This window comes from Micromonospora sp. MA102 (assembly GCF_025460765.1).
Classification (GTDB): Bacteria; Actinomycetota; Actinomycetes; order Mycobacteriales; family Micromonosporaceae; genus Micromonospora; species Micromonospora halotolerans.
Window position 1 is genome coordinate 145,819 of the sequence record NZ_JAMWEG010000014.1, and the last position, 12,473, is coordinate 158,291.

12 protein-coding genes are annotated in these 12,473 nt (G+C 73.8%); 2 read left to right on the forward strand and 10 right to left on the reverse strand.

Features of this window, described 5'->3' with window-relative positions; translation table 11 throughout:
- Nucleotides 1–55 precede the first annotated feature (55 nt).
- Entirely contained in the window at nt 56–1,288 is a 1,233-nt protein-coding gene (locus NFX44_RS24880; protein WP_262286009.1) for an MFS transporter, read from the reverse strand.
- 73 nt (nt 1,289–1,361) lie between these two features.
- Between NFX44_RS24880 and NFX44_RS24885 the strand changes: the two genes are divergently transcribed.
- Entirely contained in the window at nt 1,362–2,240 is an 879-nt protein-coding gene (locus NFX44_RS24885) for a LysR family transcriptional regulator (RefSeq protein ID WP_262286010.1), read from the forward strand.
- A gap of 9 nt (nt 2,241–2,249) precedes the next feature.
- Here NFX44_RS24885 and NFX44_RS24890 read toward each other — a convergent pair whose 3' ends face one another.
- From NFX44_RS24890 to NFX44_RS24930, 9 genes are all read right to left on the reverse strand, one after another.
- On the reverse strand, nt 2,250–2,582 hold the full coding sequence (locus NFX44_RS24890) for a TfoX/Sxy family protein (RefSeq protein ID WP_262286011.1): 333 nt from the start codon (nt 2,580–2,582) through the stop codon (nt 2,250–2,252).
- A 94-nt stretch (nt 2,583–2,676) separates the two neighbouring features.
- The gene (locus NFX44_RS24895) at nt 2,677–3,438 is read right to left on the reverse strand and encodes a hypothetical protein (RefSeq protein WP_262286012.1); all 762 of its coding nucleotides are present in this window, start codon (nt 3,436–3,438) and stop codon (nt 2,677–2,679) included.
- Between the two features lie 48 nt (nt 3,439–3,486).
- Nucleotides 3,487–4,089, reverse strand: a complete 603-nt coding sequence (locus NFX44_RS24900) for an NTP transferase domain-containing protein (protein ID WP_262286013.1) — start codon at nt 4,087–4,089, stop codon at nt 3,487–3,489.
- Nucleotides 4,090–4,239: 150 nt separating this feature from the next.
- On the reverse strand, nt 4,240–5,946 hold the full coding sequence (locus NFX44_RS24905; protein WP_262286028.1) for a bifunctional 3'-5' exonuclease/DNA polymerase: 1,707 nt from the start codon (nt 5,944–5,946) through the stop codon (nt 4,240–4,242).
- A gap of 32 nt (nt 5,947–5,978) precedes the next feature.
- Complete coding sequence (locus NFX44_RS24910; RefSeq protein ID WP_262286014.1) at nt 5,979–6,932, reverse strand: carbohydrate ABC transporter permease; 954 nt, start codon at nt 6,930–6,932, stop codon at nt 5,979–5,981.
- Between the two features lie 13 nt (nt 6,933–6,945).
- Nucleotides 6,946–7,887, reverse strand: coding sequence for a carbohydrate ABC transporter permease (locus NFX44_RS24915; protein WP_262286015.1), 942 nt, complete (start codon nt 7,885–7,887; stop codon nt 6,946–6,948).
- Nucleotides 7,888–7,909: 22 nt separating this feature from the next.
- On the reverse strand, nt 7,910–9,325 hold the full coding sequence (ngcE, locus tag NFX44_RS24920; protein WP_262286016.1) for an N-acetylglucosamine/diacetylchitobiose ABC transporter substrate-binding protein: 1,416 nt from the start codon (nt 9,323–9,325) through the stop codon (nt 7,910–7,912).
- 25 nt (nt 9,326–9,350) lie between these two features.
- A complete protein-coding gene (locus NFX44_RS24925) occupies nt 9,351–10,100 on the reverse strand; it encodes an SIS domain-containing protein (protein WP_262286017.1) in 750 nt (249 codons plus the stop codon).
- The gene (locus NFX44_RS24930) at nt 10,097–11,059 is read right to left on the reverse strand and encodes a MurR/RpiR family transcriptional regulator (protein ID WP_262286018.1); all 963 of its coding nucleotides are present in this window, start codon (nt 11,057–11,059) and stop codon (nt 10,097–10,099) included. Before NFX44_RS24930 ends, NFX44_RS24925 begins: the two co-directional genes overlap by 4 nt.
- A 153-nt stretch (nt 11,060–11,212) precedes the next feature.
- Between NFX44_RS24930 and NFX44_RS24935 the strand changes: the two genes are divergently transcribed.
- Nucleotides 11,213–12,199 carry an N-acetylglucosamine kinase gene (locus NFX44_RS24935; RefSeq protein ID WP_262286019.1) on the forward strand — a complete coding sequence of 329 codons (987 nt, stop codon included), beginning with the start codon at nt 11,213–11,215 and terminating at the stop codon, nt 12,197–12,199.
- Nucleotides 12,200–12,473 lie beyond the last annotated feature (274 nt).

Genomic DNA, 12,473 nt, shown 5'->3' on the forward strand with positions numbered 1-12,473 from the left:
GTCAGGCGAACGGACGTGGCTGCCCGTCTGGCGAGGAGTTCCAGCAGTCCGGCGATCAGACGGCCACCCGGTCCCGCCCCACGCGGTCGGGAGCGGGCTCCGCCGCTCGGAGCCGACTCGGCAGCGGGCGCAGCCAGGGTCCGGCGAGGAGCCCGACGGCGACCTGGGCGGCGCCCGCCACGACCAGCGTCGGGCCCGCGCCGGCCAGGCCGATCACCGCCCCGCCGCCGAGCAGGCCGATCGAGACGGCGCCGTCGTGCACCAGGCTCTCCACGGCGAAGGCGGCCCGTCGTTCCGCGCCCTCGGTGCGGGTGGTGATCAGGCGGTTGACGGCGCCGATGCCCAGCGGCATGGCGAGGCCGCCCACGGCGGCCACGACCGCGATCAGCGGGAGCGACGCGGTGAACACGGGCAGCGCCGCGAAGGTCGCGCCGAGCAGGATCCAGCCGGCCGCCGTCGTGGCCAGCGGCGGCAGCCGGGGTACGAGCGCGGGAGCGACCAGCGCGCCGGCGAGCGAGCCGGCGCCGTAGCCGGTCATGCCGGCCGAGATGAGCAGCCCGGGCCGGCCCGTCTCGGCGCCGAGGATGGCGAGACCGAGGGTGAAGGCGAACCAGGCGAGGCCGCCGACCCCGGCCATGGTCACGGCACGGCGTACCTCGGGGTGCCGGGCCAGCACCTGCCGGAGGGCTGGTGCGCCGGTGGCGTCCTCGGCGGCGGGCGCGGCGCCGCCGCGGACGGCCAGCAGCAGGATCGCGCCGAGGGCGACGCCGGCCGCCTCCGCCCAGAGCAGCCGCAGCGGCCCGCCGGCGGTGACCGCCCAGCCGGCCAGTGGCGGCGCGAGGACCATGGTGCTGCGGTGCGCGAAGTCCTGCCAGGCCAGCATGCGCGTGGCGACGTCGGCGCCGTCGCAGACGTCGGCGAGCAGGGCCCGCTGGCCCGGTCCGCTCAGCGTGGTGGCGGCCCCGGTGATCAGCCCCGCGGCGGCCAGGTGCAGCGGACCGACCGCGCCGACCGCCGCGCCGACCGGGATGACGAGCAGGCCGAGCACCTGGATCGCGAGCACCCCGGCGAGGGCCCGCCCGGTGGTCAGCCGCTGGCGGAGGCCGCGCGCCCACCAGGCCGAGGTGAGCATGGGCAGCCCGACCGCGCCGCCGACCAGGCCGGTGGTCCAGGCGGAGCCGGTCTCGGCGAGCGCGACCAGGGGCAGCGCGACGGCGGTGGTGCGCTGGCCCAGCCAGGTGACGAAGGTGGTGGTGAGCATGGCGGCGATGTCCCGGCGGAAGTTCACGGGTTCGATGATGTGGCCCCGTCCCGACCGCCGGTAGCTGGTGAAACGGCGGCTCAACTCATAACCTGGGCCTATGAGTTCCCTACCCACGGTCGAGGATCTGCGGCTCGTGGCGGCGCTGGCGCGGCACGGCTCCCTCGGCGCGGCGGGCCGCGAGATGCGGATCAGCCAGCCGGCCGCGAGCGGCCGGCTGGCGGCGCTGGAGCGGCGGATCGGCGAGCGGCTCTTCGACCGGGACACCACGGGGGCGCGACCGACCCCGGCCGGCCGGGCGCTGGCCGCGGAGGCGGCCCACGTGCTGGATCACCTGGACGGCATCGTCGACCGGACCCGCGCGGCGGCGCGCGGGGAGGTGCTGAGCGCCGGCACCTTTCCGAGCCTGGCCGCGTGGCTGTTCCCCGCACTCGTGGACCTGCTCCGGGGCGCGACGGTGCACCAGGTCACCGATCACGGTGACCGCCTGGTCGAGTGGGTCGGCGAGGGCTCGCTCGACGCCGCCTTCGTCACGGTCGCCAACCAGATGCGGCTGCCGGCCACGGCCGTCGCGGCACCCGTGGCGGCCGACCGGCTGGCCCTGCTCACCCCGCCCGGGGTACGGCTCGGACCCGGGCGCCGGCCGTTCGCCGGCCTCGACGTGGTGGCGCACAGCTACGACGCGTCCGCGGACGCCCTGCACCGGCGGCTCTCCGCGCTGGGCGCCCGGCCGAAGCCGGCGGCCACGGGCGAGACGGCGGTCCGGATGGGCCGGCTGCTCGGCTGCCCGGTCGTCCTGCCGCGTGGGCTCGCGCTCGCGTACGCGGCCCCGGACGAGCAGGTCGCTGCGGCGCCGGTGCCGGGCCGCTTCACCCTCTTCCTGGTGACCCGGCGACCGGCGCCGGCGGCGCTGGCGGCGGTGGCGGGCGAACTCGCCGACCGGCTCGGTCTCGATCGGCCGTCCGGCGGCCGGCCCTAGGCGCGGGCTCTACTTCGGCGGCAGGGTCGCCGCGAAGCGGACGCCGCGATCGACCCACCGGGCCAGTTCGGCGTCGCCCGCGCAGGCCGAGGGGTCCACCGTGATCCAGCCGCGCATCGGCCGCCCCCGCATCACCGTCGCCTGCGCGCCGGGCTCCGCCTCCAGCCGTTCGGACTCCGCCGGGTCGACGCGGACCATGAGGCCGCCGGCACCGCGGACGACCACCGCCATGTTGCCCTTCACCATCATCGCCAGGCCGCCGAACATGCGCTTCTCGGCGAGCCCGGGCTCCCGCCCGAGCAGTTCCCGTACCCGGTTCGCGAGGTCCTCGTCATACGGCATCCCCGCATCCTGGCACCCGGCGGAGCCTCGGTGGACCACCCGGACGGACAGATCGGGGCGAAGCGCCACCGGTGCACCGGCGAACTGCGGCCGGTCACGGCCGGGGCAGGTCGGCGCAGAGCTTCCGCGGGAAGGCCGGCTCGACGGTTCGGACGCGTCCGCAGCCGCCCTCCGTCGAGCCGGCGATCGTGGCCCAGCCACGCGGGCCGGCCCAGCGCAGGAAGTAGCGGCGCACGCTGACCGAGGCGTCGCAGCCCGGCCGCGCCTCGGCGCCGCACGGCACCGGGTCGAACGGCACCGTCATGACCAGCCACGTGCCGTCGCAGCGTTCCGGCGAGCCGACGGAGTGCCGGGACACGTCCATCCCCCGGACCGCGACGCTGATCCAGGCCGGGTCACAGTGGTCCGTCGGCATCGGATCGCAGCCGAAGGTCGCGTGGCAGCGGTGGTACTCCGCGCCGTCGCGCTTCCACGGCTCCTGGTTCAGCACGACGATCCGGTCGGCGATCGGCCCCGGCGTCGTCAACGTCACCTCGCCCGGCGTGTGGGTGGGACAGGCGCCGACCACCCCCGACAGGCGCGAGTCCTGCACCACGTTGGCGTAGATGCGGTTGTTCTCCTCGGTGAGGTAGGTGATCCGCGGATTCCGGGAGCACCCGTCGGCCTCGGCGAGGAGCGCCACGGTCAGCGCGAGCGAGCGCGGGTCGGCGCCGACCCGGACGGCGGTGACGTCAGCCTGGTAGGTGGTCCAGCCGGTGTCCGGGGCGGGGCCGCCGTCCGTCGCGGGCAGCTGGCCCGGCCTGGCGCACCCGACGAGCACGGCCAGGCACAGCAGGGCGGTGGCGAGTCGACGCATGGCCCCGAGTCTGGTCGGGCCGCCCACGTGGCACATCCGTACGGATACTCAGCCCACTTCGGACGCGACCCGCTGCTCCGGGATGTTGAGGCCGTAGAGGGCCATCAGTTCCGGGCTGTCGATCCGGCTGCCGTCGGCCACCGAGTCGCAGGCGATGTCGACGATCTGGTCCTTGTGCGCCAGCAGGTACGGCCGGGCGCCCACGTCGGCGCTGGCCAGGGTGGCGATGCCGGCCCAGTGCCGGCGGCCGAACAGCATGGGGTAGCCGCGCAGCCCGTCGTAGGTGGCGCAGACCAGCACGTCCGGGTACGGCAGGGCGGCGACCCGGCGGACCGCCGCGGCCGTGAGCCCGGGCATGTCCACCGGCACCACGACGACGGCCTCGATGGTCTCGTCCGTCAGCGCGGCCAGCCCGGCCCGGATCGAGGAGCCGACCCCGGTCCCCCAGGCCCGGTTGACCACCACCGTGGCCGCGGCCAGGTCGGTGGTCTGCCGCACCTGGTCCGCTGCCGCGCCCAGCACGACGACGACCTCCACGCAGCCCGCCTCGGCCATCGTGTCGATCATCCGGCGGACCAGGGGCTTCTCCCCCTGGTGCAGCAGCGCCTCGGGTCCGCCGATGCGGCGACCCCCACCTGCGGCGATGATCATTCCTGCGATCCGGTTCAGCGGTGCCCCCTCGACCTGGGGGACGGGCCGGAGGCAGCAGCGCCCGGTCCGTCCCGTCGTACGCACACCGGGCCCAACGAGCGCGCCGGGGGCGCGGTAGCGGGTAGCGGGGCAAATCGGAAAATTGCGTGGCTATGCCGCGTCGGCGTAGCAGTCCACGACGGAGAGGTCGAGCGGGAAGCGGACCGGGGTCTCGCCGAAGAGCAGCCGGGTGGCCCGCGCCCCGGCCTCGCGCACCGCCGCGACGACCGGCTCGGCCGTCTCGGCCGGGCAGTGCACGATCACCTCGTCGTGCTGGAAGAAGACCAGCTCGGCCCGGGTGCCGGCCAGCTCGGTGCGGAGCGTGGCCAGCAGCGTGGACGCCCACTCGGCCGCGGTGGCCTGGATGACGAAGTTGCGGGTGAACCGCCCCCGCGAGCGGGCCGCCCGGGCCCGTGGGCTCTGCGGATCCGCCCCGGTGTCGACCACCGCCTCGTCGCCGTCACCGAAGCCGACCGACCCCGGCGGAGGGCAGGTGCGGCCCAGCCACGACCGCACCAGCCCGCCCGCCTCACCGGTGCGGGCCGCCGCCTCGACGTGGCCGAACGCGGTCGGGTAGTTCTTCTTCAGCACCGCCAGCGCGGGCAGCGCGGCGCCGCCGGTCTGCCCGTACATGGCGCCGAGCAGGGCTACCTTGGCCCGGGCCCGGTCACCGGCGAACGCGTCCCGGGCGAGCGCCGCGTAGAGGTCACCGGCGCCGCCCGCGGCGGCCAGCCGCTCGTCGCCGGAGACCGCGGCGAGCACCCGCGGTTCGAGCTGGCCGGCGTCGGCCACCACGAACGTCCAGCCCGGGTCGGCCACCACGGCACGCCGGATCACCTTCGGGATCTGCAACGCACCGCCGCCCCGGGTGGCCCAGCGGCCGGAGACCACACCGCCGGGCACGTACTCCGGGTGGAAGCGGCCGCCGGAGACCCAGGCCTCGCGCCAGGCCCAGCCGTGCGCCGTCCAGATCCGGTAGAGCTCCTTGTATTCGAGGACCAGCGGCACTGCCGGGTGCTCCACCCCCCGCAGCGACCAGGCCCGGGTGTTCGGCAGCTCCACGCCGGCCCGCGCGAACGCCTTCAGCAGCTCGGCCGGGGAGTCGGCGTGCAGCTGGCGGACGCCGAACGCCTCGGCGATCCGCGCGGCCAGCTCGGCCAGCCGGCGGGGCGGCCCACCGACCGGGGACGCCTCGCCGAGCAGGTCGGCCAGGATCGCGTCGTGCACGTCGGCGCGCCAGGGCAGGCCGGCCACGCCCATCTCGGCGGCGATCAGCGCGCCCGCCGACTCGGCGGCCACCAGCAGCCGGAACCGGCCGGGGTGCCCGGTCCGCGCGACCCGGGCGAGCTGGTCCGCGTACACCCTGGTCAACGCCGCGATGCCCGGACCGGGCGGGCCGGACGGCGCGTCGAAGAGCGCGCCCTGGCCGTGGCCGGGCGGCTCCGGCGGGCGGGGCGCCGGGTCCGGCGGGACCGGCGCCCCGGTGAGCCGCGCCCAGGCCGCGGCGAGCGACCGCGGCTCGCCCCAGCGGCCGGCGTGGCCGAGCAGCAGCGCCTCGGTCAGCTCGACGTCGTGGCACCGGTCCAGCCGGACGCCGGCGCGCAGCAGCGCCGGGTAAAGCGTCGCGCCGGTGGCCCACACCCAGCGGGGCCGGTCGGCGGCCTCCCGGGCGGCCACCGCGGCCGCCAGGTCGGCCACCGGCTCGGCCGGGCCGGTCGGGCGCCCAGCGTCGTCCAGCGGTTGCAGCACCCCGCCGCCCCGCTCGTCCGCCACCACCGCCACCGGCACGGACGCGATTCTGCCCGGCCCCTCCGACAGGCGGCGGAGGGACCGGGCAGCGGGTCGCCGAGCTACTTGCTGACGCCGGCCGTCAGGCCGGACTGCACCTGGCGCTGGAACACGATGTACACGATCAGGACCGGCAGCATCGCCATGGTGACCCCGGCGAAGAGGCCGGACCAGTCGGACTTGTAGCCCTGGTTGACCGACAGCTCGATCAGCCCCTGGGCGATCACCTGGTGCTTCGGCTCACCGGCCACCGACTGCATGAGCAGGGTCGGCAGGTACCACTGGTTCCACTGGCCGAGCACGTTGAAGATGCCGATGCTGATCAGGCCGGGCTTGGCCATCGGCAGCATCACGCTGAAGAACGTCCGGGTGTGCGAGGCGCCGTCGACCATGGCCGCCTCGGCGATCGAGTCGGGCAGCGTCCGGAAGAACGAGTGCATGAAGAAGACCGTGAACGACAGCGACCAGGCCACGTAGACCAGGATCAGCGTGAGGTGCTTGTTCGGGCCCAGCAGCGGGAACACCACGTTCATGTTGTAGACGCCCTTGAACAGCGGCACCGCGGCGAGGTAGATCGGCAGGGTCAGCCCCGACAGGAACATCCAGTAGATGAGCCGGTTGCCCCGGAACTCGTAGCGGGCCAGCGCGTACGCCGCCATCGAGCCCAGCAGCATCGTCAGGGTCACGCTGAAGACGAGCACGAGCAGCGTGTTCAGGAAGAAGCTGTCGATCCCGGCCGACCAGGCCCGGGCGAAGTTGTCCCACTGCAGCGAACTGGGGAGCAGCGACAGCGGCTCGCGGATCACCTCCGAGTCGGTCTTCAAGGCGGACATCACCACCCACAGCAGCGGGTAGATCACCATCACGGCCCACACCACCAGGAACAGGTGTGAGAAGCCGTTGAATATCCGGCCGCCGATGCCGCCGGAGGCTCGCGCCCGCCGGTCCGCCACCGGGCCGGCCGGCGGCGCCGCGCCGGGTCGCCTCTGGTCGGAGGTGTGGGTCACCGTGCTCATCGTCCAGGCCTCCTCAGAACTCGATCCGCTCACGACGGGTGATCCTCAACTGGACGGCGGCCAGCAGGATGGTGAAGATGGCCAGCGCCACGGCGATCGCGCAGGCGTAGCCGAACTGGCCCTTCTGGAACGCGTTGAACTGGATCACCGAAGCGAAGATCTCGCTCGCGTGGTTCGGGCCGCCCTGGCTCGGCGTCATGACGAAGACCAGCGCGTACATGTCCAGGGCGATGAAGCCCAGGTAGACCCAGGCCACCGAGATGGTGTCCCGGAGCAGCGGCAGGGTGACCCGGAAGAACGTGTGGAACCGGCCCGCCCCGTCCAGGATCGCGGCCTCGTAGATGTCCTTCGGGATCGACTGCATGGCCGCGGAGAAGAGCACCATGTAGAAGCCGGCGCCGCTCCACACCGCGATGAGCAGCAGCCACCACAGCACCGCGGGGATGCCGAGGAACGGCTCCGGGTCGGCGGTGAAGGCGATCGGGTTGTCGGCGTCGACCAGCCCGATCTTGATGAGCAGGCCGTTGATCAGGCCCTGGCTGTCGGTCCGGTAGATCTGCTGCCACATGACGGCGATGACCACCAGCGACAGCACCTGCGGGAAGAAGAAGATGACCTTGTAGAGGGCGGAGCCGAACACCCCGCGGATGCCGGCCCTGTCCTCGCGTCCGCCCACGTTGAGCAGGAACGCGAGGAACAGGGCCAGCGCGATGGTGAACAGCGGCACGGTGACCAGGAAGAAAACGTTGTGCCAGAACGCCTTCCGGATCAGTTCGTCGGAGAACAGCCGGACGTAGTTGTCCAGCCCGACGAAGCGCTGGGAGTCCGAGTACCCACCCCAGTCGGTCAGCGAATATCCCGCCGCCTGCACGAACGGCCACACCACGTAGAACAGGTACAGCGCGACGGGCAGGGCCAGGAAGCCCGTGACGAAACGCGCGACTCCGTGCCGCATAGGACTCACTCTCTCCGTCGGATCAGGCGGTGCGGGTCTGCTTCTTGATCGACGAGTCCTTGGCGACCTTGTCGGCGGCCGCCTGCATCTTGTCGACGAACTGCTGCGCGGTGAGCCGGCCGGCCATCAGTTCCTCGGAGAGGTTCTGGCTCTCCTTGTCCAGGTCGGCGTAGAAGTCCTGGAACTTGACGGAGATGAGCTCGCTGCCGCCGTTCTTCATGAGGTTGTTGGCGCTGGAGAGCGCCGTGTCCTGCACGTTGTCGCCGGAGCCCTTGGTGGAGGCCAGCGACTTGGTCAGCTCGGCGAACTTGGCCGAACCCGCCTTCGACAGGATCGCCCGCAGGAACTCCTTCGCGGCCTCCTTGTTGGGGGCCTTGCTCGGCACGACGAAGCCCTCACCGGACGCGGCGAACACGTCCTTCGGCGCCTTGTCGTCCGCGTTGTGCCAGTAGTCCGACAGGGTCAGCTCGAAGCCCGGCGGGATGGTCGCCGCCATCTCGTTCTTCAGCCAGGTGCCGACCTGGATGAACGCCGCCTTGCCGTCGAGCCAGGCCTGCTGCGACTGGGTGTGGTCGAGCTTGCCCGGGAGGAGCAGCTTGTCCTTGACCAGCTTCTCCCACGGCTCCAGCGCCTTGAGCACGCCGTCGGCCTTCCAGGCGTTCTCCTTCAGGTTGTCGATGTCGACGATGACCTGCTTGCCGGCGGTCTTCCAGATGCTCGCCATGAGGCCCCAGCGCGGGTAGTAGCCGTGGAGCGCGTCGTGCACGTACGGGGCCATGCCCTTGGCCTTGATCTTCGGGGCCAGCGCGAAGAACTCGTCCCAGGTGGTCGGCGCCTGCCAACCCTCCTTCTTGAACAGCGCCGCGTTGTACCAGTTGCCCCACACCGTGTACGCCACGTTCACGACGTAGAACTTGCCGTTCTGGGTGCCGTCGCCGACCGTGCCCGGCAGCAGCGAGTCCGCGACCGTGCCCTCGCTGTCCCAGGCGGGCGCGGTGAGCAGGTCGTCGAGCGGCTCGATGGCGCCCTCGTTGATCAGGGTGCTGCGGTCCATCATGTCGGCGCCCGAGTTCATGACCAGGTCACTCGGCTGCGTCGCCATCTTCGGCTGCTCTTCGGTCTTGATCTTCTGCGTCGAAGACATGTTGACCGTGACGTTCGGGTGCTTGGCGCTGAAGATGACCTTGTCTTCCTTGGCCCACTGGTCGCCCAGGCCGCCGTTGAAGATGACCACCTTGACGGCGCTGCCGTCCTTCACACCGAACGGGTTGTCCTTGCTCTTGGCCCCGCCGCCGCCGTTGTCGGACTTCTCCGGCTCGCTGCCGGCGCAGGCGCTGAGCAGGCCCATCGCCGGGGCGGCGAGGAGGCCGGCCGCGGCGGCCCGCTGGAGCAGGGTCCGGCGGCTGAGGTCGCCGATGTTCTCGGGGGTAACCGACATCTTTGTCTCTCCTTGTGGTGTCGGGTCAGGCGGTCCGCCGGAGGCGCCCGGCGTACCGCGACTCGAGGGCGAGGTTGTGCTCGTCCCCACCGGGGACGTTGGCGGAGAGGTAGATAGGGGGCACCTCTCCGGCCAGGTGGAACCGTCGTACGACCTCGGCGGTCAGCAGCTGCGCCAGCAGCGCCGCGGTGACCGACGAGACCGCACAGACCGCGCCGCCGCCCTCGAGCGGCAGCAGTGCGTCACCGTACGGCGCGCCGTTGTCCAGCACGACGTCGGCGAGGTCGGCGAGCCGTTGGCCGGACGGGTGCCGCGGGGCGACCCGTGCGGTGTGCTCGACCGAGGTGACCGCGATCAGGGGATGGCCGTGTTCCCGGACCAGCGTCGCCAGCTCGACCACCGAGCCGTTGATGCCGGACTGGGAGGCGACCACGAACACGTCCTCCGGCTGCGGCGCCGCCAGGGCGTAGAGCTGGTGCGCCACGGCCGGGTCGCGTTCCAGCTTCGGGTCGGCGAGCACGTCGCGGGGCGCGTCGCCGTGCAGCACGAGGTCGTGCAGGGAGAGTCGGTTGGTCGGGACCAGGCCGCCGGCCCGGGCCACCAGCTCGGCGGCGAACGCCTCGGAGTGGCCGGCGCCGAACGCCTGGAGCACCCCGCCGGCACGCAGGCCGCCGGCGATCACGTCGGCCGCCCGGTCGACCGCCTCCGCCTGGGTGTCGACAAGCCGGTCGAGCACCGGGCGGACGGCGTCCGCGTACCGCTGGGCACTGATCATGAGGTGGCCCCCTTCTCGGCCTTGTGCCCGTCGACGGCCTGGGCGGTACGCCGGAAGGCCGCGTGGGCGCGGTCGTGGGTGCGCTGCGCCACCGCGATGTAGAGCAGGTCGAGCACGACGAGCTGGGGGTGCCGCGCGGAGAGCGCGTCGGGCCGGAAGGTGGTGGCCTGGCTGGCGGTGACCAGCACGATGTCGGCCAGCTCGGCCAGCGGCGAGCGCGGGAAGCCGGTCAGCGCGACAGTGGTCGCCCCTCGGCTGCCCGCCTCCGCGAGCATCTCGATGGTCTCCCGGGTCTGCCCGGTGTGCGAGATGCCGAGCGCGACGTCGCCCACGCCGAGCAGCGCGGCGCTCGCCAGCCCCTCGTGCACGTCGCTCCAGGCCCAGGCGGCCACCCCGATGCGGTGCAGGCTGAACTGCATCTCCTCGCCGACCAGGGCGCTGCCGCTGGCGCCGAAGATGTTCACCCGGCTGGCCCCGGCGATGGCCACGGCCGCCCGCTCCACCTCGCCGAGGTCGAGCAGGGCGGCGGTGTCGTGCATGGCCCGGGTGTCGGCGGCCATGATCTGGTCGAGCACCCGGGACAGCGGGTCACTGGGCTGGATCTCCCGGCCGATGTCGACCGTCCAGCCCGCCGAGCGGGCCCGCCCGGTCTCCGCGGCGATGCCGAGCCGCAGGTCGGCGTAGCCCTCGAAGCCCATGGCCCGGCAGAACCGGGTGATCGTGGCCGGCGAGGTGCCGCTGCGCTCGGCCAACTCCACGATGGTGGCCCGGGCCGCTGCCTCCGGGTCGCTGAGCACGTGCTCGGCGACCCGGCGCAACGCCCCCGTCAGCTCCCCCGCCCCGGCCCGGACCCGGGCCAGCACGCCGTCGGAGGAGACGGCCACCGCACCCCGCCGGTCGACCGCGTCGGCGTCGACCACCGCGGTCCCCGCGGGGGTGTCCACCTCGTGATCAACCATGGGACGCCTTTCGGAAAAGAGTGTTAACTGTTAGTGGTAAAAGTTCTTACTGAAGGCCCCTCCGTGTCAAGAGCGTGGGCGAAGTTTTCAAACTGTTACCTGGCGCACAGCGCGGATCTTGCGCCCGGCAGCCCCGCCGACCAGCATGAGGGGATGTCGGACACCGTCGTGATCGGCCTCGACGTCGGGGGTACGTCCACCCGCGCCGCCGCCCTCACCCTCGACGGGGTACGCCTCGGCGTGGGCCGCGCCGGCGGAGGCAACCCGACCAGCCACGGCGCCGAGCGGGCCGCCGCCGAACTCCGCGCCGCGCTGCGCGCCGCGCTCGCCGACGTCGACCCCACCCGGGTCCGTGCCGGCGTCATCGGGCTGGCCGGGGCCGGCCGGCTCCTCGCCGACCCGCAGGGCCGGGCCGCCTTCGACCGGGCCTGGGCCGACGCCGGCCTGCGCTGCCCCTACGCCGTCCACGGCGACGCCCTCGTGGCGTACGCCTCGGGCACGGCGGCCCCGGACGGCACCGTGCTCATCGCCGGCACCGGCGCGATCGCCGCCCAGGTACGCGACCTGCGCCTCGATCGCACCGCCGACGGCCACGGCTGGCTGCTCGGCGACGCCGGCTCGGGGTTCTGGCTGGGCCGGGAGGCGGTCCGCCGCCTGCTCGCCGACCTGGACCGGGCCCAGCCGCCCGGCGACCTGGCGCGCCAGGTCCTCGCCGAACTGACCGGCACCACCGAGGTCGCCGCCCGCCCCCGCGCGACAGCGGACGCGGTGGTGCAGGCGGTGACCCGGCGACCGCCGGTCGAGCTGGCCCGGCTCGCGCCGCTGGTCGCCACCGCGGCCCGGAAGGGCGAACCGACCGGCCTGGCCCTGGTCACCGAGGCGGCCGCGCTGCTGGCCGAGAGCGTCTCCCGCATCCGGCCGCCCGGCGCGACCGACCCGGTGGTGCTCGGCGGTGGCCTGCTCACCGGCGACACCGCGCTGGCCGCCGCGGTCCGCGCCGAACTGGCCCGCGGGTGGCCCGACGCGCCGCTGCGCAGCGCCGGCGACGGGGCGGCGGCGGCCGCCTGGCTCGCCGCCCGCGACCTGCCCGAGGTCACCGACCCGGCGACCCTGCACGCCCTGCTCGTCCCGCCGACCTGACCCCCCGGCGCCCGGCTCGCGCCCGCTCGGGATCCGGGAGGCCTGTCGTTCGCCCGACCGGTGAGCCGCCAAGATCCGGCGGTCAGGCGCTCCGCCGGCCGGCGCCGCAGCGGCCGCGGGAACGCGCGCGCGTGGTCGAACCCCAGGGAACACCGCTACCGGCGACCGTGACGGGACCCTCGACTCGATGGTCAGAATCGGTCAGCGACGCGGGCCGGAAACCCGCTCACCGACGTGGCGTGCCGAGGGGGCCGACACGAAAGCGGCGGGGCTG